Source organism: Aeromicrobium terrae, from assembly GCF_008039565.1.
GTDB classification, from domain to species: domain Bacteria; phylum Actinomycetota; class Actinomycetes; order Propionibacteriales; family Nocardioidaceae; genus Aeromicrobium; species Aeromicrobium terrae.
The window spans coordinates 184,862-204,799 of record NZ_VDUX01000001.1; the positions used below are offsets into that span (position 1 = coordinate 184,862).

Below are 19,938 nucleotides of genomic sequence, written 5' to 3' on the forward strand. Positions count from 1 at the left end.
CGTCGGGCGAGCCTCAGACCGCTTGGTGGTCTCGTCAAGCAGGCGGCTGCGCCGCAGTCGCTCGACCTGGCCGGGCGCTCCTCGCTTGCGCTCGTCGGTCCGTCTCATCGCTGGCGCTCGCCGGGCACTCGACCACCGGGACGGCGATCGGCCGGAGACGTCTGTGGCAGAAGTGATCAGCCACGGAGTACCGTGGTCCGGACAGAGTCCCCCACTACCCCGAATCACGAGGTGAACTCATGCCGCTGACGCCCGAGGACGTGCGTAACAAGCGTTTCACGCCCGTCCGTCTCCGCGAGGGTTACGACATGGGCGAGGTCGACCAGTTCCTCGACGAGGTCGAGGCCGAGCTCGAGCGACTGACCGTCGAGAACGAAGAGCTTCGCGCGAAGGTCGCCGCCGCATCCACCGGAGAGCCCACCGGCATCATCCCCGCGATCCAGGACACCGCCCCGCAGCCCGCGGTGCAGGAGCAGGTCAAGGAGCCCGAGCCCGAGCCCGAGCCGGAGCCGGAGCCCGTGAAGGTCGAGGAGCCCAAGCCGGCCCTCGCCGCGGTGCCCGACCCGTCCACCGCGCCCACCATCGGTGAGGCGTCGACGGCGGCCGCTCGCCTCCTGCAGATCGCCACCGACAACGCGGACGAGCTGCTCGAGAACGCCAAGGAGGAGGCCGACCGCATCGTCGGCGAGGCCCGCGCCAAGGCGGAGCGCCTCACCAACGAGGCCCGCGGCAAGGCCGACCGTCTCGAGACCGACGCCCGCATCCGCGCGCAGAAGCTCGACGACGAGACCAACGAGCGTCGTCAGCAGGCCGTCGCCACGATCGAGCGCGAGCGCTACGAGATCCAGCGCGAGGTCGAGCACCTGCGGGCGTACGAGCGTGAGTACCGGGCCCGGCTCAAGAACTACTTCCAGAGCCAGCTCGACCAGCTCGCCGCCAACGAGAGCACCAGCGCTGCCCCCGTGCAGACCGCGGCCGACGCGTCTCCCCGGCGCCTCCGGTCGCTGCTGGGCGACGACGACGGAATTTAGGTAGCAACCAGATCGAAGGGCCGCTGGGGACAGCGGCCCTTCGTCATGCCTTGGCGAGGGAGAAGCGCAGGTCCAGCTCGTGGTCGCCGTGGTCGGCGGCGCTCGCGTCCTGGGTGAGCTCGACGGCGAGCACCTCGTCGGCGACCTCCTGGCCGTGGACGGCCAGGGCGTCGGTCACGGCGTCGCCGCCGGTCCAGCGCAGCGTGATGCGGTCGGTGACCTCCAGGCCGGAGGCCTTGCGCGCCTCCTGCACGGCACGGACCACCTCGCGGGCGACGCCGGCGCGGCGCAGGGCGTCGTCGAGCTCGAGGTCGAGGGCCACGGTCTCGCCCTGGTCGTTCACGACGGACCAGCCCTCGCGCGGCCGCTCGGAGACGATGACGTCGTCCGGGCCCACCTCGACCTCGGCACCGTCGACGGAGACCGTGGCCGCGCCGGAGGCGGAGAGCGACGCGGCGAGCTCGGCGGCGTCCGCGGCGGCGATGGCCGCCGCGACCTTCGGGGTGTCCTTCGCGAACCTCTTGCCCAGCGCGCGGAAGTTGCCCTTGGCGGTGTGGTCGACGAGGTCGCCGGTGGTGGCGAACGACTCGAGCGCGCCGACGTTCAGCTCCTCGGCGATCTGGGCCCGGAGCTCCTCACCGAGCTGGTTCCACGCCGACGTGGCGACCACGGCCCGGCGCAGCGGCTGACGGGTCTTCGCCTTGGCCTCCGCACGGGCCGACCGGCCCAGCTCGACGATCCGGCGGGCCAGCCGCATCTGCGCGTCGAGGTCGTCGTCGACGAGGGACCCGTCGACCGTCGGCCACGTGGCGAGGTGCACCGACGGGGGCAGCTCGTCGGAGGTGGAGGCGAACAGGTCCTGCCACACGCGCTCGGTGACGAACGGGGTGAGCGGGGCCATGAGGAGGGTGACCAGGTAGAGCGTCTCGTGCAGCGTGGCGAGTGCCGCCGGGTCGCCGGCCCAGAAGCGACGGCGTGAGCGGCGCACGTACCAGTTGGACAGCAGGTCGACGTAGGCGGCGATCTGCGCGCCGGCGCGCTGGGTGTCGAACTGCTCGAAGGCGTCCGTGACCTGCTGCGTGAGCCGGTGTGCCTCGCCGAGGACCCAGCGGTCCATGGCCGGTCGCTCGGCGACGGTCGGGGCCGGGCTGCCGGGGGTCCAGTCGTTGGCGTTGGCGTACAGGGCCTGGAACGCGGCGGTGTTCCAGTAGGTCAGCAGCACCTTGCGGACGATCTCCGAGAGCGCCGTGTGCCCGATGCGCCGGGCCGACCACGGGGAGCCGGAGCACGCCATGAACCAGCGGAGCGCGTCGGCGCCGTGCTCGTCCATGAGCGGCATCGGCAGCAGGATGTTGCCGAGGTGCTTGCTCATCTTGCGACCGTCCTCGGCCAAGATGTGGCCGAGGCAGACGACGGACTCGTACGAGCTCTTGTCGAAGACGAGGGTGCCGACCGCCATCAGCGAGTAGAACCAGCCGCGGGTCTGGTCGATGGCCTCGCAGATGTACTGGGCCGGGTAGGCGCGCTGGAACTTCTCCTCGGACCCCTCGACGTGCGGATAGCCCCACTGGGCGAACGGCATGGAGCCGGAGTCGAACCACGCGTCGATGACCTCCGGCACGCGGCGGTAGGTGTCGCCGTCGAGCTCGAACGTCACCTCGTCGATGAACGGGCGGTGCGGGTCGAGGTCGGACAGGTCGCGCCCGGTGAGCTCGGAGAGCCGGGCGAGCGAGTCGACGCAGACGAGCTTCGTGGGGTCGGCCTCGCTCCGCCAGATCGGCAGCGGCGTGCCCCAGAACCGGTTGCGCGACAGGGCCCAGTCGATGTTGTTGTTCAGCCAGTCGCCGTAGCGGCCGTGCTTGATGGTGTTGGGGTACCAGGCGGTGTTCTCGTTCTGGGCGATCAGCTCGTCCTTGATCGCGGTGGTGCGGATGTACCAGGCCGGGAGCGCGTAGTACATGAGCGGCGTGTGGCAGCGCCAGCAGTGCGGGTAGGAGTGCTCGTACGGCACCTGGTGGAACAGCAGGTCGCGGTGCGTGAGGTCCGTGAGCAGGGCGTCGTTGGCCTCGCGGAAGAACTGGCCGCCGACCAGCCCGACGTCGGCCAGGAAGTGCCCGTCCTCGCCGATCGGGTTGACCATCGCGACACCGTTGCGACGCACGGACGCGAAGTCGTCCTCGCCGAACGCGGGGGACTGGTGCACCAGGCCCGTGCCGTCGGTGGTGGTGACGTACTCCTCGGCGACGACGAAGTGCGCGTGGTCGTCCGGCCACTCGATCAGGTCGAACGGCCGCTGATACGTCCAGCCGACCATGTCCGCGCCGGCGAAGGTGTCCTGGACCGTCCAGCCCTCACCGAGCGCGTGCTCGACGAGCGGCTCGGCGACGACGACCGTCTCGGTGCCGTTGGTGGCCGTCACGTAGCTGACGTCGTCCTTGACCGCGACCAGCGCGTTGGAGACGAGCGTCCACGGCGTGGTGGTCCAGACCAGGAGCGACGCCGTGCCGGCGTAAGGGCCGGACGTCAGCGGGAACCGGACGTAGACCGACGGGTCGGTGATGGTCTCGTAGCCCTGCGCGAGCTCGTGGTCGGACAGCGTGGTGCCGCAGCGCGGGCAGTACGGCGCCACGCGGAAGTCCTCGACGAGGAGGCCCTTGTCGAAGATCTGCGCCAGGGCCCACCACACGCTCTCGACGTACGGCGCGTCCATGGTCCGGTACGGGTCGGACATGTCGACCCAGTAGCCCATGCGGTCGGTCATCTCCTCGAAGAGGTCGACGTTCCGCAGCACGGCCTCGCGGCAGCGGGCGTTGAACTCGGCGATGCCGAACGCCTCGATGTCGGGCTTGCCGTTGAACCCGAGCTCCTTCTCGACCGCGATCTCGACCGGCAGGCCGTGGCAGTCCCAGCCGGCCTTCCGCTCGACGTGGTGCCCCTGCATGGTCTTGAACCGCGGGAAGACGTCCTTGAAGACGCGCGCCTCGACGTGGTGCGTGCCCGGCGTGCCGTTCGCGGTGGGCGGTCCCTCGTAGAACGTCCATCGCGGCGCGTCCTCGGTGGCCTTCAGCGTGGCCTCGAACGTGCCTTGCTCGGCCCACAGGTCCATGATCTCCCGCTCCAGACGGGGGAGATCGACGTGGGCCGGGACAGGGCGGTACGCGGAGCGCGTCGCGTCGGGCGAGGTCACGCGCGAAAGTCTACGGCGGGGGGTGACAGGCCCTCGGCGGGGTGAATTGCCATTCTTGGTACCCCGGTCTACTCTCCGGGCATGCCGAACACCAAGCTGGCCGTGCGCGCGGACGAGAAGCCCTGGACCGCCGCCGAGAAGAAGGCTGTGCGCAGCGAGCTGGAGGACGACCTCGTCCGGCTCCGCAAGGAGCTCGACCTGTCCGCCAAGGAGCTGCAGGACCTGCTGCGTGACGGCGTCGACGGGGCCGGCAACGACCAGGCCGACGTGGGGTCCACGAGCCTGGAGCGCGACGCCGAGATGTCGCTGGCGGCCAACCAGCGCGAGCTGCTGCTGCAGACCGAGAAGGCCCTGGGTCGGCTCGACAACGGCACGTACGGACAATGTGAGATGTGCGGCGAACCGATCGGCAAGGGCCGTCTGATGGCGTTCCCCCGGGCCACCCTGTGCATGACGTGCAAGCAGCGCGAGGAGCGTCGCTGACCTCCTCGCGCACGATCGCGATCTTCGCGGCGTTCGCTGCTGCTGTCTGGGCCCTCGACCAGGCGACCAAGCTGGTCGCCGTCGCGACGCTCGACCGCGGTGAGTCGGTGACCGTGGTGCCGAGCGTCTTCTCGTTCACGCTCACGCGCAACGCCGGCGCGGCGTTCAGCACCGGCACCGGGTTCACGGTGGTGCTGAGCGCGATCGCGGTCGTGGTGTGCGTCGTCGTCATCCGCATGTCCGCGCAGCTTCGCGACCCGGGCTGGGCCGCCGGGCTCGGCCTGCTGCTCGGCGGCGCCCTGGGCAACCTCACCGACCGCATCGTCCGCGAGCCGGGGTTCATGCGTGGTCACGTCGTGGACTTCCTGCACCTGAACCACTGGCCGGTCTTCAACGTCGCCGACATCGGGCTGACGTTCGCGGCGATCGTCATCATCTGGCGCACCTGGCGCGGCGTCGGGCTGGACGGGACGCGATCCGGATGACCGACCTCGAGCACAAGGTCCTCGCCGTGCCCGAGGGGCTCGCCGGCGAGCGCGTCGACACCGCCCTCGCCCGGCTGCTCGGCCTGTCCCGCACGCGGGCCACGGAGCTCGTCACCGAGGGGCACGTGCTGCTCGACGGCCACGCCCCGCAGAAGTCCGAGCGGGTCGAGCCGGGCTCGATCCTCGAGGCGTCGATCCCGGCCCCGCGCACCGCCACCGTGGTGGCGGAGCAGGTCGAGGGCATGCGGATCGTCTTCCAGGACGACGACATCGTGGTCGTCGACAAGCCGGTCGGCGTCGCGGCGCACCCCAGCGTCGGCTGGTCCGGGCCCACGGTCGTCGGCCACCTCGCCGGCGCGGGTGTCCGGATCTCGACGTCGGGCGCCCCGGAGCGTCAGGGCATCGTCCAGCGGCTCGACGTCGGGACGAGCGGGCTGATGACGGTGGCGAAGTCCGAGGCGGCGTACTCCGTGCTGAAGCAGGCGTTCCGCACGCGCTCGGTCGACAAGACGTACCACGCGCTCGTCCAGGGCCACCCCGATCCGCACACCGGCACCATCGACGCGCCGATCGCCCGGCACCCCAAGCACGACTTCAAGTTCACCGTCCGGGCCGACGGCCGGGCCAGCGTCACGCACTACGACACGCTCGAGGCGCACCGGTTCGCGTCGCTGCTCACCATCAAGCTCGAGACCGGGCGCACGCACCAGATCCGCGTGCACATGAGCGCGCTCAAGCACCCGTGCGTCGGCGACCTCCAGTACGGCGCCGACCCCACGCTCGCGAAGCGCGTCGGGCTGGACCGGCAGTGGCTGCACGCCGTGCACCTCGGGTTCGAGCACCCGCGCACGGGGGAGTGGGTCGACTTCGAGTCCACCTACCCCGACGACCTGAGGCGCGCGCTCGACGTCGTCCGGGAGGCCCACTGATGGCGTACGTCGTCGGCCGGATGCACTCGGTGCCCGCGTCCTCGCGTCCCGACCTGGTGGGCGAGCCGACGCTCGCGGCGCTCGACCGGCTCGGGCTCACCGACGTCGTGGGCGTCGTGGAGGTGGACCCGGAGCTGTCCGACACCGCGCTCACCCAGGAGGCGTACGACCTCCCGATCGAGTCGCTGGCCAACTGCGTGATCGTGGCCGGCAAGCGGGAGGGCCAGGAGCGCGTCGCGGCGTGCATGGTGCTGGCGTCCACGCGGGCCGACGTGAACACCGTCGTCCGCAAGCGCCTCGACGTCCGCAAGGCCACGTTCCTGCCGCGCGAGGAGGCGGTCGAGCGCACCGGGATGGAGTACGGCGGCATCAACCCCGTCGGGCTGCCCGCCGACTGGCGCGTGCTCGTCGACGCCGCCGTCGCGACCCAGCCCGTGCTCGTCATCGGCTCCGGCGTGCGACGCTCCAAGCTGCTGCTTCCGGGGGAGGTCCTCGCGACACTCCCGTCGGCGGAGATCGTGGAGGGTCTCGGACGGTAAGGCTCGTCTGGGAGAATGGGGGCATGACCACCCCCGTGCGCCAGTCCGGAAAGCTGCGCGATGTCCTGTACGACATCCGCGGACCCGTCAGTGCGCGCGCGGCCGCCCTCGAGGCCGAGGGCCACCGGATCCTGAAGCTCAACATCGGCAACCCGGCGCCGTTCGGCTTCGACGCGCCGGCGGAGATCCTGCAGGACGTCATCGCCGGCCTGCCCACCGCGCAGGGCTACTCCGACTCGCGCGGCATCCAGCCCGCGCGCCGTGCGGTCGTGCACCACTACCAGCTGCAGGGCGGCTTCCCGGCCATCGACATCGACGACGTCTGGCTCGGCAACGGTGTCTCCGAGCTCATCTCGCTCGCGCTCCAGGCGCTGCTCGACAACGGAGACGAGGTGCTGATCCCCATCCCGGACTACCCGCTCTGGACGGCGGTGACCAACCTGGCCGGCGGCGTGCCGGTGCACTACCGCTGCGACGAGTCCAACGGCTGGAACCCGGACCTCGAGGACCTGGAGTCCAAGATCACCGACCGCACGAAGGTCATCGTGGTGATCAACCCGAACAACCCCACCGGCGCGGTCTACGCCCGCAAGACCCTGACCGGCATCGCCGAGCTCGCGCGCAAGCACGGCCTCGTCCTGATGGCCGACGAGATCTACGACAAGATCCTCTACGACGACGCCGCGCACGTGCCGATGGCGAGCGTCGCGCCCGACGTCCTGACGCTGACGTTCAACGGCCTGTCCAAGGCGTACCGGGTGTGCGGCTACCGCGCGGGCTGGCTGGTCGTCACCGGTCCGAAGGAGAACGCCCGCGACTACCTCGAGGGCATCACGCTGCTGGCCTCCATGCGGCTGTGCCCCAACGTGCCGGCCCAGAACGCGATCCAGGTGGCGCTCGGTGGCTACCAGAGCATCAAGGAGCTGATCCTGCCCGGCGGGCGGCTGCTGGAGCAGCGCGACACCGCCGTCGGCGAGCTGCGGAAGATCCCGGGCGTGAGCGTCGTCGAGCCGAAGGGCGCGCTCTACGTGTTCCCGCGGCTGGACCCCGACGTGTACCCCATCCACGACGACCAGCAGCTCGCCCTCGACCTGCTCGAGTCGGAGAAGATCCTCATCACCCAGGGCACCGGCTTCAACTGGCCGGACCCGGACCACCTGCGCATCGTCACGCTGCCGTGGGCGCGCGACCTCTCCGAGGCGATCCAGCGGATCGGCACGTTCCTGTCGACGTACCAGCAGCGGACCTGAGGTTCAGTCCTCGTCCTCGGCCGTCCAGGCCGCCTCGTCCTCCGGCGTCGCGTCCGCCTGGCCGAGGGAGTCGTAGCGCGTTCCGGTCTCGTCGGACACCACGGACTCCCCGTCGGCGGTGTACTCCTCGGGCCGCGGCTCCTCCTCGGGAAGGTCGGCGTCCTCGATCGTGGGCTCGGTCATGGTTCCCTCCTTCCTGAGGTCCAGTGAACCAGTCCGAGGCGGGTCCGCAAGGGCGCGCCGCCCCCATCCGGTCGGGGGGCTCCACTACTCTGAAGTTCTTCCCCCACGATCGCCTGAGGAGGCCCCGCGTCGATGTCGAGCGAGTCGTCGTTCGTGCACCTGCACGTCCACACCGAGTACTCGATGCTCGACGGCGCGTCGCTCCTCGACGGGCTCTTCGCCCGCACCTCCGAGCTCGGCATGAGCGCCATCGCGATGACCGACCACGGCAACGTCCACGGCGCCTACGACTTCTGGTCCAAGGCCCGCGCGCACGGCGTCAAGCCGATCATCGGCATCGAGTCGTACCTGACGCCCGGCACCCATCGCAGCGAGCGCCGCAAGGTCCGCTGGGGCAAGGGTGACGCCGAGGAGGAGGGCGGTGACGACGTCGCCGGCGGCGGTGCGTACACGCACATGACCATGTGGGCGTCGTCCACCGAGGGCATGCACAACCTGTTCCGGCTGGCGTCGCTCTCGAGCCTGGAGGGCACGTATTACAAGCCCCGCGCCGACCGGGAGCTGCTCGAGCAGTACTCCGGCGGGCTCATCGCCACCACCGGCTGCCCGTCGGGTGCCATCCAGACCCGGCTGCGCCTCGGCCAGTACGACGAGGCCCGCCGGGAAGCCGCGGAGCTGCAGGAGATCTTCGGCAAGGAGAACTTCTTCCTCGAGCTGATGGACCACGACATCGCGGTCGAGAAGCGCACCCGCGACGACCTCCTGAAGCTGGGCCGTGAGCTCGGCATCCCGCCCGTCGCCACCAACGACTCGCACTACAACCACCCCGACGACGCCGACGCCCACGACGCCCTCATCTGCGTCGCGTCGGGCAAGCGGATCTCCGACACCAAGCGCCTGAAGTTCGACGGCGGCGGCTACTACATCAAGTCCGCCGCGGAGATGCGCTCGCTGTGGGAGGACAAGCACGACCTCAAGGAGGCGTGCGACAACACCCTGCTCATCGCCGAGCGCTGCGAGGTCGAGTTCACCGAGTCCAACGGCGGCTACATGGCGCGCGCCGACGTCCCGGCCGGCCACACCGAGGAGAGCTGGTTCGTCGAGGAGGTGTGGCGCGGCATCGAGTCGCGGTACCCGGGCGAGCGGCTCACCCAGGAGGTCCGCGACCGGGTCGAGATGGAGCTCGAGGTCATCCGGAACAAGGGCTACTGCGGCTACTACCTGGTGGTCGCCGACTTCATCAACTGGGCCAAGGACCACGGCATCCGCGTCGGCCCGGGCCGCGGCTCCGGCGCGGGCTCCATCGCGGCCTACGCCTTGCGCATCACCGACGTCGAGCCGCTCGAGCACGGACTGATCTTCGAGCGCTTCCTGAACCCCGAGCGCCCGTCGATGCCCGACTTCGACATCGACTTTGACGAGCGCCGGCGCAGCGAGGTCATCCGCTACGTCAGCGAGAAGTACGGCTCCGAGCGCGTCGCGATGATCGCTACGTTCGGCCGCCTCAAGAGCAAGGCCGCCATCAAGGACGCCAACCGCGTGCTCGACTACCCGTTCGCCATGGGCGAGAAGATCTCCAAGGCGCTGCCGGACGACGTCATGGGCAAGGGCGTGTCGCTCAAGGACCTGTTCAACCGCGACCACGACCGCTACTCCGACGGCAAGGAGTTCCGCGAGCTGCACGAGTCCGACGCCGAGGTCCGCAAGATCTACGACACCGCGGTCGGCCTCGAGGGCCAGATCCGCCAGTGGGGCGTGCACGCGGCCGGCGTGATCATGAGCAGCGAGCCGCTCATCGACATCGTGCCGATCATGAAGCGCGAGCAGGACGGCGCCATCATCACGCAGTTCGACTACCCGATGTGCGAGGCGCTCGGGCTGGTCAAGATGGACTTCCTCGGCCTGCGCAACCTCACGGTGCTCGACGACACGCTCGACAACATCCGCGCCAACCGCGGCGAGGAGGTCGTGCTCGAGGAGCTCGGGTTCGACGACCAGGCGGCCTACGACCTGCTGTCCCGCGGCGACACGCTCGGCGTCTTCCAGCTCGACGGCGGTCCCATGCGCGCGCTGCTGCGCAGCATGAAGCCGGACAAGTTCGCGGACATCTCCGCACTCATCGCGCTGTACCGGCCCGGGCCCATGGGCGCGGACTCGCACAACAAGTACGCGCGCCGCAAGACCGGCCGCGAGCCGATCGAGCCCATCCACCCGGAGCTGGAGGAGCCGCTCAAGGACGTGCTCGGGGAGACGTACGGCCTGATCGTCTACCAGGAGCAGGTGATGGAGATCGCCCAGGTCCTGGCCGGCTTCAGCCTCGGACAAGCGGACAACCTGCGCCGCGCGATGGGCAAGAAGAAGAAGTCCGAGCTCGACAAGCAGTACGCCGGCTTCGAGGCCGGCATGCGCGAGCGCGGCTACTCCCCGGACGCCATCAGCACGCTGTGGGAGATCCTCGTCCCGTTCTCCGACTACGCGTTCAACAAGGCGCACTCGGCCGCGTACGGCGTCATCTCGTACTGGACGGCCTACCTCAAGGCCAACTACCCGGCCGAGTACATGGCCGCGCTGCTCACCAGCACCAAGAGCGACAAGGACAAGTCGGCGATCTACCTCAACGAGTGCCGCCGGCTCGGCATCCAGGTGCTCCCGCCGGACGTCAACGAGTCGTCGTCCAACTTCACCGCCGTCGGCGAGGACATCCGCTTCGGTCTCTCGGCCATCCGCAACGTCGGCGACTCGGTCGTGGCGGGCATCGTGGCGGGCCGCGACGAGAAGGGCGCGTTCACCGACTTCGCCGACTTCCTGGACAAGGTGCCGGTGCACGTGTGCAACAAGCGCGTGCTCGACTCCTTGATCAAGGCTGGTGCGTTCGACTCGCTCGGCCACCAGAGGCGGGCCCTCACCACGATCGCCGAGGACGCCGTCGACCAGTACAGCGACCTCAAGCGCAACGCCGCCATCGGCCAGGACTCGCTGTTCGGCGGGCTCGACGACGGCTACAACGGCGTCACCATCACCGTCCCGACCATGCCGGAGTGGGAGAAGACCCAGCTCCTGGCGTTCGAGCGCGACATGCTCGGCCTCTACGTCTCCGACCACCCGCTCCTCGGCCTCGAGCACGTGCTCAAGGCGAGCAGCGACTGCACGATCGGCGAGCTGGTCGCCGACCTCGAGCGGGGTGACGGCAGCACCGTGCGGCTGTGCGGCCTGGTCACCGGCGTGCAGCGCAAGCTCAGCCGCAAGGGCGACACCTGGGCCACCATCACGCTGGAGGACCTCGAGGGATCCGTCGACGTCATGGTGTTCCCGGCCGCGTACCAGCTGGCGGCGCCGGCCCTGGTGCCCGACACCGTGGTGGTCGTCAAGGGCCGCGTGCGCCGTTCGGACGAGGGACTCGAGGTCACCGCCCTCGAGGTCACCGTCCCGTCCATGAGTACCGGCGCGGCCGAGGCGCCCGTCGTCGTGAGCCTGCCCGTCGCCCGGTGCACGAGCGACACGGTCAACGCCTTCAAGCAGGTCCTCGGCACGCACCCAGGCGTCACGGAGGTCCACCTGCGGCTGATCGGCAACGACGGCACCAAGGTCATGCGGCTCGACGACTCCCTGCGGGTCAAGCCGTCGTCGGCCCTGATCGCCGACCTCAAGGAGCTCCTGGGGCCGCAATGCATGGCGTGACGTCGTGCCGCGGCTGATCCGCTGGTCCGGGGGCATGCTCGTCCTCGGCGTGGTCGGCGGGCTGCTCTGGGTCTGGCAGGCCGATCCGGCGGAGTGGAGCGTCACCAAGGACGGCATCCTGCTGTCCGAGGACGCCGTGCGTGGTCAGTTCTCCGTCGTCGTCACGTTCATGCTGGTCGGCGCCGCGCTGAGCTTTCTCTGGGCGTGGGCCGCCGCGCACGCCATGCGCGACGTCGGGTGGGTCCGCGTGCCGGCCTTCGCCGTGGCCGCCGCCCTCGCCGCCCTGGTCGCGTGGCGGCTCGGCGTCTGGCTCGGTCCGTCCGGACCCGAGCACGCAACCGACCCGGCGATCGGCGACCACCTGGCGTCGCAGCTCAAGATCGACGCCGTGACGCCGTTCCTGGCATGGCCCGTCTTCGCCCTGCTGGGGCTGCTCTGGGACAGCTGGCTGCAGCGACCCGACGACGCCGACACCGAGGTCAGCGAGCAATCGGAGCCGTCACACCGCGGGTGACCGCCAGCAGGTCCGCCGGTGCCAGCTCGACGTCGAGGCCACGCCGGCCGGCCGACACCAGGACGGTGTCGAACGACTCCGCGCTGACGTCGACCACGGTGCGGTGGGCGCGCTTCTGGCCGAGCGGCGAGATGCCGCCCACGACGTAGCCGGTGGCGCGCTCGGCCCGGGCGGGGTCGGCCATCGTGGCCTTCTTTCCGCCGAGGGCCGCGGCCAGCGCCTTGAGGTCGAGCTGACCGGTGACGGGGACGACGCCGACGCACAGCTCGCCGTCCACGTCGGCGAGGAGCGTCTTGAGCACCCGGGCCGGGTCGACCCCGAGCTCACGCGCCGCCTCCTCTCCGTAGGACTCCGCGCGCGGGTCGTGGTCGTACGCGCGCGGGGCGTAGGCGACCCCGGCCCGGTCGAGCGCCACGAACGCCGGCGTCGCTGCCTTGCTCATCGGACCTTCCTCAGCCAACGGCGCTGGAACACGGTCTCGACCGCCCGCGGGTGGTACGCCGAGCGCACCCAGCGGACCGGGTCCTCGTCGAGCCCGTCGAGCAGGGCCAGGGCCGCGATCGCCGTGCCGGTGCGGCCGACGCCGCCGTGGCACTGCAGCAGCACGCGCTCGGTTGCGGAGCGTTCAAGCACGTCGCGCAGGGTCTGGACGGCGTCCTGGGTCGACCTGGGCGCGCGGAAGTCCGGCCAGTCCACCCAGAGGTCCGACGTCCGTGACCCTTCGGGGCGTCGTGTGAGCAGGTGGACCGTGATGTCAGCCGCCGGACCCGTCGGTGCGCCGTGCCGACGCCCGTGACCCCGGACCGCCGTGCCGCCCGGCAGGACGACCACCCCGGGTACGTCCGCTGTCCACGTCGGCATGGGCACAGAGTAGGGCGTGCAGGTCATCCCTAGACTTGACCGGTGATCCGACGACTCGACCTCCGTTCCACCGACGAGGTGGTGCTGCCGCGCGCCCAGCTCGACGTGGAGCACGCGCTGGAGGTCGTCGGGCCGCTGTGCGACGACGTGCGTGAGCGTGGCGAGGCCGCCGTGCTCGAGTACGGCGAGCGCTTCGACGGTGTGCGGCCCGCGTCGCTGCGGGTCGATCCCGCGCGGATCACGGCCGCCCTCGACGGGCTGGATCCCGCCGTCCGTGAGGGTCTGACCGAGTCGATCACTCGCCTGCGCGCCACCTGCGAGGCCGAGCTGGAGAGCACCGTCGTCACGCAGGTCGCCGACGGCGCGACCGTCGAGCGCCGCATCGTGCCGATGTCCCGCGTCGGCCTGTACGTGCCCGGAGGCCTCGCGCCGCTGGTCAGCACGGTCGTGATGAACGCCGTGCCCGCCCAGGTGGCCGGCGTCGGGTCGATCGCACTGGCGTCGCCGCCGCAGGCCGACCACGACGGGCTGCCGCACCCCACGATCCTGGCCGCGTGCGCCCTGCTCGGCATCGACGAGGTCTACGCCGCCGGGGGAGCGCAGGCGCTCGCGATGCTCGCCTACGGCACCACCTCCACCGGCGGGTCCGTCGCGCCCGTGGACCTGATCACCGGGCCCGGCAACATCTACGTGGCCGCCGCGAAGCGGTACCTCCAGGGCACGGTCGCCATCGACAGCGAGGCCGGCCCCACGGAGATCGCGATCATCGCCGACGACACCGCGGACGCGGCGTTCGTCGCCGCCGACCTGGTCAGCCAGGCCGAGCACGACCCGATGGCCGCAGCCGTGCTGATCACCGACAGCGAGGCCCTCGCTGAGGCCGTGGAGGCGGAGCTGGAGCGCCAGGTACCGGCCGCCAAGCACGCCGAGCGCATCACCACGGCGCTCGACGGGCAGCAGTCCGCGATCGCCCTGGTCCGTGACGTCGACCAGGCGGTCGACGTGGCCAACGCGTACGCCGCAGAGCACCTCGAGATCCAGACGGCCGACGCCGGATCGGTCGCCGACCGCATCGTCAACGCCGGCGCGATCTTCGTCGGCCCCCACACGCCGGTGTCGCTCGGCGACTACGCCGCCGGCTCCAACCACGTGCTGCCCACCGCCGGGTGTGCGTGCCACTCGTCCGGCCTGTCCGTCCGGGCGTTCTGCAAGAACATGCACCTCGTCACGTACACCGACCAGGCGCTGCGGGACGTCGGGCCGAAGGTCGTGACCCTCGCGGAAGCCGAGGACCTCCCGTCGCACGGCGCTGCGGTCTCGGTGAGGCTCGACCGGTGAGCCGGCCGGACTGGGTCCCGCTGCGCGACGAGCTGCGGGACGCCGAGCCGTACGGCGCGCCGCAGATCGACGTGCCGGTGCGGCTCAACACCAACGAGAACCCGTACGGCCCGAGTGCCGAGACTGCGGACGACATCGCCCGCGCGGTGGGAGAGGCGGCCGTCGACCTGAACCGCTACCCGGACCGGGAGGCGCGCGAGCTCCGCGAGGGTCTCGCCGCGTACCTCGGGCACGGGCTGACCGCCGACCAGGTGTGGGCGGCCAACGGCTCCAACGAGGTGATGCAGCAGGTGCTGCAGGCGTTCGGCGGGCCAGGTCGCACCGCGGTCTCGTTCGCGCCGACGTACTCGATGTATCCGGAGTACGCCCGGAACACCCACACTCGCTGGGTCACCGGCCGGCGCCGCGACGACTTCGAGCTGGACCTCGATGCCGCCACCGCGCTCGTCGCGCAGGAGCAGCCCGAGGTCGTCATCCTCACCTCGCCGAACAACCCGACCGGGACGGCCCTGCCGCTGGAGCAGGTGCGCGCGGTGCTGGACGTCGCGCCCGGCGTCGTCGTGGTCGACGAGGCCTACGCGGAGTTCCGCCGCGCCGGCACGCCCACGGCGCTGGAGCTGCTGCCTGACCACCCGCGACTCCTCGTCACGCGCACGATGAGCAAGGCGTTCGCGTTCGCCGGCGGACGGCTCGGCTACGTCGCAGCCGATGCCGCGATCGTCGACGCGCTGCGCATCGTCCGGCTGCCGTACCACCTGTCGTCGGTGAGCCAGGCGGCTGCGCTGGCGGCGCTGCGCCACGCCGACGAGCTGCTCGCGCGCGTCGACGACCTGCGCGCCACCCGCGACGAGACGGCCACCTGGTTGACGGGTCAGGGATACGAGGTCGCGGCGTCCGACGCGAACTTCGTCCTGTTCGGCCGCTTCGCCGACCGGCACGCCGTCTGGCAGGCCCTGGTCGACCGGGGCGTGCTGATACGGGAGACTGGACCCGACGGATGGCTGCGCGTGTCGATCGGCACGCCCGCCGAGATGTCCACGTTCCGCACCGCTCTGAAGGAGGTTGACCCACGATGACCCGCACGTCACGCATCGAACGAAAGACGTCGGAGTCCCACGTCGTCGTCGAGCTCGACCTCGACGGCACGGGGCAGCACGACATCTCCACCGGCGTCGGCTTCTACGACCACATGCTCACCGCGTTCTCGCGGCACTCGCTCATCGACCTCACCGTGAAGTCCGAGGGCGACCTGCACATCGACGCCCACCACACCGTCGAGGACACCGCCATCTGCATCGGCGAGGCGCTGCGCGAGGCGCTCGGCGACAAGGTCGGCATCCGCCGCTACGGCGACGCCCTGGTGCCGCTGGACGAGGCCATCGCGCAGGCCGTGGTCGACGTCTCCGGGCGTCCGTACTTCGTGCACACCGGCGAGCCCGACCGCCAGATCACCGCGATCATCGGCGGCCAATACTCAGGCTCGCTGACGTCGCACGTCCTGGAGTCGATCGCGCACCACGCCGCCATCACGCTGCACGTGCGCCTGCTCGACGGCCGCGACCCGCACCACATCGCCGAGGCCCAGTACAAGGCGGTCGCCCGGGCGCTGCGCGACGCCGTGGCGATCGATCCGCGCGAGTCGGGCATCCCGAGCACGAAGGGTGCCCTGTGAGCGGACCGCGCGTCGCGGTCCTCGACTACGGGTCAGGCAACCTCCGGTCGGTGGTGCGCGCCGTCGAGCGCGCCGGCGCGGAGGTGACCCTGACGGCCGATCCGTCGGTGGCCGAGGAGGCGACGGGCCTCGTCGTGCCCGGCGTCGGGGCGTTCGCGGCGTGCATGGAGGGCCTGCTCGGCGTCGGCGGTGAGCGCGTCGTGGAGCGGCGGCTGATCGCGTCGCGCCCGGTGCTCGGCATCTGCGTGGGCATGCAGGTGCTGTTCGCCGAGGGCATCGAGCACGGCGTGCGGTCGCAGGGCTGCGGTGAATGGCCCGGGATCGTCGAGCGCCTGCAGGCGCCGATCGTGCCGCACATGGGCTGGAACACCGTCGAGCCCGGCGAGAGCTCGCGGATGTTCGCGGGCATCGAGGACCAGCGGTTCTACTTCGTGCACTCCTACGGCGTGCGCGACTGGGTGATGCGCAGCGAGCCGCCGTTCCCTCAGCCGGCCGTCACCTGGACCGAGTACGGCCCGGAGCGGTTCGTGTCCGCCGTCGAGCACGGCCCGCTGTGGGCCACGCAGTTCCACCCGGAGAAGTCCGGCGACGCCGGCGCCGCGCTGCTCCGGAACTGGCTCGACACTCTTTGAGTGGTTTCGACAGGCTCAACCACCGGTCCTTGAGCTTGTCGAAAGGACGTCGAGGATGATGCGTACCAGGTCATCGGGCTTGCTGAGCTGGGGCCAGTGGCTGGTGGGCAGCTCGACGACAGTGAGATCCGTGAACCGATCGAGGTCGGCGAGGTCGTCGGGGTAGTCGCGCCGCCACTCGTCGAGCTGGGCCTGGTCGAAGCCGGTGGCGACGACGAGGCTGCGCACCCCGAACCGGCGCTCGCCCGAGAGGTCCCAGCCCTCCCGGACCACGCGGGCGGGGTAGGGCACGGCGACCGACTCGATGTGCGCGCGGAGCTCGGGCGAGAGGTCGCGCTGCTCGGTCTCCGTCAGCTCGTCCCACGTGAGCTCGACGTCTGCCCCCGCCGGCTGGTCCGACGCGGTGACGGCCTTGGGCAGGGCGTCGACGTAGACGGCGAGCGTCACCTGGTCGGCGCGCTCCTCGCTGGCGATGGTCACGAGCGTGCCGGCGAAGCTGCTGCCCACCAGCACGACCGGTCCGCCGGCGGCGTCGATCGCGCCGAGGACCGCCTCCACGTGGTCGGAGAGCGTCACCTGGGAGCGGTCGGCGTCGCGCGACTGCGTGCCCGGCAGCGTGAGCGCGGTGACGTCGTGGCCGGCCGCCTCGAGCAGCGGGACCACCTCGTCCCACGACGACGCGTCGAGCCAGAAGCCGGGGACCAGCACGAACGAGGCCATGCACCGAACCTAGCCATCACCGCCGACGGATACGATCGCCCGGTGACTCTCGAGCTCCTGCCCGCCGTCGACGTCGCCGATGGCCAGGCCGTCCGCCTGGTCCAGGGGGAGCTGGGCAGCGAGACCGCCTACGGCTCCCCGCTCGACGCCGCGCTGCAGTGGCAGGCCGACGGCGCGGAGTGGATCCACCTCGTCGACCTCGACGCCGCCTTCGGCAAGGGCTCCAACCGCGAGCTGCTCGCTGACGTCGTCGGGCGTCTCGACGTGAAGGTCGAGCTGTCCGGCGGCATCCGCGACGACGCCTCGCTCGCGGCCGCCCTCGCCACCGGCTGCACCCGGGTCAACCTCGGCACTGCCGCGTTGGAGAACCCGGAGTGGTGCGCCAAGGTCGTCGCCGAGCACGGCGACCAGATCGCGGTCGGACTCGACGTCCGCGGCCGCACGCTGGCCGCCCGCGGCTGGACCCAGGAGGGTGGAGACCTGTTCGAGGTGCTCGAGCGCCTCGAGCGCGACGGCTGCGCCCGCTACGTCGTCACCGACGTCACGAAGGACGGCACCCTCCAGGGCCCCAACCTCGACCTCCTGCGCCAGGTCTGCGAGGTCACCGACAAGCCGGTCGTGGCCTCCGGCGGCGTCTCCAGCCTCGACGACCTCCGCGCCATCGCCACGCTGACGGACGTCGGGGTCGAGGGCGCGATCGTCGGCAAGGCGCTCTACGCCGGGGCGTTCACGCTGCCCGAGGCCCTCGCCGCCGTCCGGTAGTGCGGGCCGTCGTGTCGGCCGGCGCGGATAGGGTCACTGCGTGAGCCTCGCCGTCCGTGTCATCCCGTGCCTCGACGTCGACGCCGGCCGGGTGGTCAAGGGCGTCAACTTCGTCGACCTCCGCGACGCCGGCGACCCCGTCGAGATGGCCACGGTCTACGACGCCGAGGGCGCCGACGAGCTCACGTTCCTCGACATCACCGCGTCCAGCGCGGCACGCGACACCACGTACGACGTCGTCAGCCGCACGGCCGAGCAGGTCTTCATCCCGCTCACGGTCGGCGGCGGCGTGCGCACGGCCGACGACGTCGACCGGCTGCTGCGCGCAGGCGCCGACAAGGTCGGCATCAACACCGCCGCCATCGGGCGCCCCGAGGTGCTGAGCGAGATCACCCACCGGTTCGGGAACCAGGTGCTCGTGCTGAGCGTCGACGCACGGCGCAGCAGCGAGCAGCCGAGCGGCTTCGAGGTCACCACGCACGGCGGGCGGCAGTCGGTTGGGCTCGACGCCGTCGCGTGGGTCAAGGAGGCCGTCGAGCGCGGCGTCGGCGAGGTCCTGCTCAACTCCATGGACGCCGACGGCACGAAGAACGGCTTCGACCTGGAAATGATCCGGGCGGTCCGCGACGTTACCCAGGTACCGCTCGTCGCGAGCGGCGGCGCCGGCCGGCCCGAGCACTTCGTCGAGGCCGTGGAGGCCGGGGCCGATGCCGTGCTCGCCGCGAGCGTGTTCCACTTCGGCGAGCTGACCATCGGAGACGTGAAGAACACCTTGCGCGCAGCCGGACACGATGTCAGATAGCCCGTCGGCCACCACCGACAACCTGAGCGCCTCCACCGACCAGGTGATGGGGCGCGGCTTCCGCCTGCTCGGCCGTGGCATGTCCGAGCAGCGGTTCTTGTTCACCATCTCGGTCGTCGGCAGCGTCGTCTACGGCGCCATGACCGTGGCCGACGCCTGGGTGCTGGGCTGGGCCACCGACCACGTCATCCGGCCGTCCTTCGAGAAGGGCGAGATGGTCAAGGGCGCACTCGCCGTGTCCGTCCTGCTGTTCATGACGGTGGCGATCCTGCGGGCGCTCGGCGTCATCGCCCGACGCCTCATCGGCGGCATCGTCTACTACCGGCTCGTCGCCGACTACCGACGCCGCGTCACCCGCCGCTACCTCGCGCTGCCGATGTCGTGGCACCACAAGCACCCCACCGGCCAGCTGCTGTCCAACGCCAACGCCGACGTCGAGGCCGCCTGGGCGGTCTTCATGCCGCTGCCGATGGCCATCGGCGTCATCGCGATGCTCGTCGCCGCCGTGGTCGCGATGCTGCTCGCCGACGTGGTGCTCACCGTGGTCGGCCTCGTGGTGTTCCCGGCCCTGTTCGGGATCAACGTCTTCTACCAGCGCTGGTTGTCGCCCAAGGTCTCGCACGCGCAGTCGCTGCGCGGCGACGTCAGCGCGGTCGCGCACGAGTCGTTCGACGGCGCCCTGGTCATCAAGTCGCTCGGCCGCGAGGCCGACGAGACGGCGCGCTTCGCCCGTCACGCTGAGGCGCTGCGCGACGCGAACATCGCCGTCGGCCGGATCCGCAGCATCTTCGACCCGCTGCTGGAAGCCCTGCCCAACCTCGCCGTGCTGGCCGTGATCCTGATCGGCATCGACCGCGTCGCGTCCGGCGCCG

General features: G+C 71.0%; 19 protein-coding genes and 1 pseudogene. 15 read left to right on the top strand and 5 right to left on the bottom strand.

All coding sequences use genetic code 11. The annotated features are described in order from the left end of the window. Positions 1–239 precede the first annotated feature (239 nt). Complete coding sequence (locus FHP06_RS00950; RefSeq protein ID WP_147682926.1) at positions 240–1,031, top strand: DivIVA domain-containing protein; 792 nt, start codon at positions 240–242, stop codon at positions 1,029–1,031. A 43-nt stretch (positions 1,032–1,074) separates the two neighbouring features. On the opposite strand, the gene ileS is transcribed toward FHP06_RS00950, so the two are convergent. After that, entirely contained in the window at positions 1,075–4,218 is a 3,144-nt protein-coding gene (gene ileS, locus FHP06_RS00955; RefSeq protein WP_269140115.1) for an isoleucine--tRNA ligase, read from the bottom strand. Positions 4,219–4,299: 81 nt separating this feature from the next. On the opposite strand from ileS, the gene FHP06_RS00960 reads away from it, so the two are divergent. From FHP06_RS00960 to FHP06_RS00980, 5 genes are read left to right on the top strand one after another with little or no spacing between them, the layout of a single operon-like run. Then, positions 4,300–4,701, top strand: coding sequence for a TraR/DksA family transcriptional regulator (locus tag FHP06_RS00960; RefSeq protein ID WP_147682928.1), 402 nt, complete (start codon positions 4,300–4,302; stop codon positions 4,699–4,701). After that, on the top strand, positions 4,674–5,186 hold the full coding sequence (lspA, locus tag FHP06_RS00965; protein WP_230973361.1) for a signal peptidase II: 513 nt from the start codon (positions 4,674–4,676) through the stop codon (positions 5,184–5,186). The genes FHP06_RS00960 and lspA overlap by 28 nt, the downstream gene beginning before the upstream one ends. Further along, positions 5,183–6,115, top strand: coding sequence for an RluA family pseudouridine synthase (locus FHP06_RS00970; RefSeq protein WP_147682930.1), 933 nt, complete (start codon positions 5,183–5,185; stop codon positions 6,113–6,115). Before lspA ends, FHP06_RS00970 begins: the two co-directional genes overlap by 4 nt. Further along, positions 6,115–6,654: a YbaK/EbsC family protein gene (locus tag FHP06_RS00975; RefSeq protein ID WP_147682931.1), complete on the top strand. Its 540-nt coding sequence runs from the start codon at positions 6,115–6,117 to the stop codon at positions 6,652–6,654. Before FHP06_RS00970 ends, FHP06_RS00975 begins: the two co-directional genes overlap by 1 nt. A 23-nt stretch (positions 6,655–6,677) precedes the next feature. Then, the gene (locus FHP06_RS00980) at positions 6,678–7,904 is read left to right on the top strand and encodes a pyridoxal phosphate-dependent aminotransferase (protein ID WP_147682932.1); all 1,227 of its coding nucleotides are present in this window, start codon (positions 6,678–6,680) and stop codon (positions 7,902–7,904) included. A 3-nt stretch (positions 7,905–7,907) separates the two neighbouring features. On the opposite strand, the gene FHP06_RS00985 is transcribed toward FHP06_RS00980, so the two are convergent. After that, a complete protein-coding gene (locus tag FHP06_RS00985) occupies positions 7,908–8,087 on the bottom strand; it encodes a hypothetical protein (protein ID WP_147682934.1) in 180 nt (59 codons plus the stop codon). 132 nt (positions 8,088–8,219) lie between these two features. On the opposite strand from FHP06_RS00985, the gene dnaE reads away from it, so the two are divergent. Both dnaE and FHP06_RS00995 read left to right on the top strand, forming a co-directional pair. After that, the gene (gene dnaE / locus FHP06_RS00990) at positions 8,220–11,765 is read left to right on the top strand and encodes a DNA polymerase III subunit alpha (protein ID WP_147682936.1); all 3,546 of its coding nucleotides are present in this window, start codon (positions 8,220–8,222) and stop codon (positions 11,763–11,765) included. A gap of 4 nt (positions 11,766–11,769) precedes the next feature. Continuing rightward, positions 11,770–12,279: a hypothetical protein gene (locus tag FHP06_RS00995; protein WP_147682938.1), complete on the top strand. Its 510-nt coding sequence runs from the start codon at positions 11,770–11,772 to the stop codon at positions 12,277–12,279. On the opposite strand, the gene ybaK is transcribed toward FHP06_RS00995, so the two are convergent. Together ybaK and FHP06_RS01005 are read right to left on the bottom strand one after the other, a co-directional pair. Continuing rightward, positions 12,245–12,721, bottom strand: coding sequence for a Cys-tRNA(Pro) deacylase (ybaK, locus tag FHP06_RS01000; protein WP_147682939.1), 477 nt, complete (start codon positions 12,719–12,721; stop codon positions 12,245–12,247). The two genes, FHP06_RS00995 and ybaK, sit on opposite strands and share 35 nt — an antisense overlap. Beyond that, positions 12,718–13,140: a protein-tyrosine phosphatase family protein gene (locus FHP06_RS01005; RefSeq protein ID WP_147682941.1), complete on the bottom strand. Its 423-nt coding sequence runs from the start codon at positions 13,138–13,140 to the stop codon at positions 12,718–12,720. The genes ybaK and FHP06_RS01005 overlap by 4 nt, the downstream gene beginning before the upstream one ends. Before the next feature lie 42 nt (positions 13,141–13,182). Here FHP06_RS01005 and hisD point away from each other — a divergent pair, with 42 nt between their 5' ends. From hisD to hisH, 4 genes are read left to right on the top strand one after another with little or no spacing between them, the layout of a single operon-like run. Then, positions 13,183–14,478: a histidinol dehydrogenase gene (hisD, locus tag FHP06_RS01010; RefSeq protein ID WP_187271728.1), complete on the top strand. Its 1,296-nt coding sequence runs from the start codon at positions 13,183–13,185 to the stop codon at positions 14,476–14,478. Beyond that, complete coding sequence (locus FHP06_RS01015; RefSeq protein WP_147682943.1) at positions 14,475–15,554, top strand: histidinol-phosphate transaminase; 1,080 nt, start codon at positions 14,475–14,477, stop codon at positions 15,552–15,554. Before hisD ends, FHP06_RS01015 begins: the two co-directional genes overlap by 4 nt. Beyond that, positions 15,551–16,150 carry an imidazoleglycerol-phosphate dehydratase HisB gene (gene hisB, locus FHP06_RS01020; protein ID WP_147682945.1) on the top strand — a complete coding sequence of 200 codons (600 nt, stop codon included), beginning with the start codon at positions 15,551–15,553 and terminating at the stop codon, positions 16,148–16,150. The genes FHP06_RS01015 and hisB overlap by 4 nt, the downstream gene beginning before the upstream one ends. Beyond that, positions 16,147–16,782 (top strand): imidazole glycerol phosphate synthase subunit HisH, encoded by a 636-nt coding sequence (gene hisH / locus FHP06_RS01025; protein WP_147682947.1) that lies wholly within the window; start codon positions 16,147–16,149, stop codon positions 16,780–16,782. Before hisB ends, hisH begins: the two co-directional genes overlap by 4 nt. 15 nt (positions 16,783–16,797) lie before the next feature. On the opposite strand, the gene FHP06_RS01030 is transcribed toward hisH, so the two are convergent. Next, on the bottom strand, positions 16,798–17,502 hold the full coding sequence (locus tag FHP06_RS01030) for an alpha/beta fold hydrolase (protein ID WP_147682949.1): 705 nt from the start codon (positions 17,500–17,502) through the stop codon (positions 16,798–16,800). 42 nt (positions 17,503–17,544) lie between these two features. On the opposite strand from FHP06_RS01030, the gene priA reads away from it, so the two are divergent. The 3 genes and pseudogenes from priA to FHP06_RS16310 form a co-directional block, all read left to right on the top strand. After that, a complete protein-coding gene (gene priA, locus FHP06_RS01035; RefSeq protein ID WP_147682951.1) occupies positions 17,545–18,264 on the top strand; it encodes a bifunctional 1-(5-phosphoribosyl)-5-((5-phosphoribosylamino)methylideneamino)imidazole-4-carboxamide isomerase/phosphoribosylanthranilate isomerase PriA in 720 nt (239 codons plus the stop codon). A gap of 40 nt (positions 18,265–18,304) precedes the next feature. Continuing rightward, entirely contained in the window at positions 18,305–19,066 is a 762-nt protein-coding gene (gene hisF, locus FHP06_RS01040) for an imidazole glycerol phosphate synthase subunit HisF (RefSeq protein WP_147682953.1), read from the top strand. A 139-nt stretch (positions 19,067–19,205) separates the two neighbouring features. Further along, a pseudogene (locus FHP06_RS16310) lies at positions 19,206–19,934 on the top strand (ABC transporter transmembrane domain-containing protein); the annotation flags it as partial. Positions 19,935–19,938: the final 4 nt, after the last annotated feature.

What these genes read in the sequence shown, in the direction of transcription:
- FHP06_RS00950 (WP_147682926.1), top strand. Translation starts at nt 240, where the DNA reads ATGCCGCTGACGCCCGAGGACGTGCGTAACAAGCGTTTCACGCCCGTC.
- FHP06_RS00960 (WP_147682928.1), top strand. Translation starts at nt 4,300, where the DNA reads ATGCCGAACACCAAGCTGGCCGTGCGCGCGGACGAGAAGCCCTGGACC.
- FHP06_RS00970 (WP_147682930.1), top strand. Translation starts at nt 5,183, where the DNA reads ATGACCGACCTCGAGCACAAGGTCCTCGCCGTGCCCGAGGGGCTCGCC.
- FHP06_RS00975 (WP_147682931.1), top strand. Translation starts at nt 6,115, where the DNA reads ATGGCGTACGTCGTCGGCCGGATGCACTCGGTGCCCGCGTCCTCGCGT.
- FHP06_RS00980 (WP_147682932.1), top strand. Translation starts at nt 6,678, where the DNA reads ATGACCACCCCCGTGCGCCAGTCCGGAAAGCTGCGCGATGTCCTGTAC.
- FHP06_RS00985 (WP_147682934.1), bottom strand. Translation starts at nt 8,087, where the DNA reads ATGACCGAGCCCACGATCGAGGACGCCGACCTTCCCGAGGAGGAGCCG.
- dnaE (WP_147682936.1), top strand. Translation starts at nt 8,220, where the DNA reads ATGTCGAGCGAGTCGTCGTTCGTGCACCTGCACGTCCACACCGAGTAC.
- ybaK (WP_147682939.1), bottom strand. Translation starts at nt 12,721, where the DNA reads ATGAGCAAGGCAGCGACGCCGGCGTTCGTGGCGCTCGACCGGGCCGGG.
- FHP06_RS01005 (WP_147682941.1), bottom strand. Translation starts at nt 13,140, where the DNA reads ATGCCGACGTGGACAGCGGACGTACCCGGGGTGGTCGTCCTGCCGGGC.
- hisB (WP_147682945.1), top strand. Translation starts at nt 15,551, where the DNA reads ATGACCCGCACGTCACGCATCGAACGAAAGACGTCGGAGTCCCACGTC.
- FHP06_RS01030 (WP_147682949.1), bottom strand. Translation starts at nt 17,502, where the DNA reads ATGGCCTCGTTCGTGCTGGTCCCCGGCTTCTGGCTCGACGCGTCGTCG.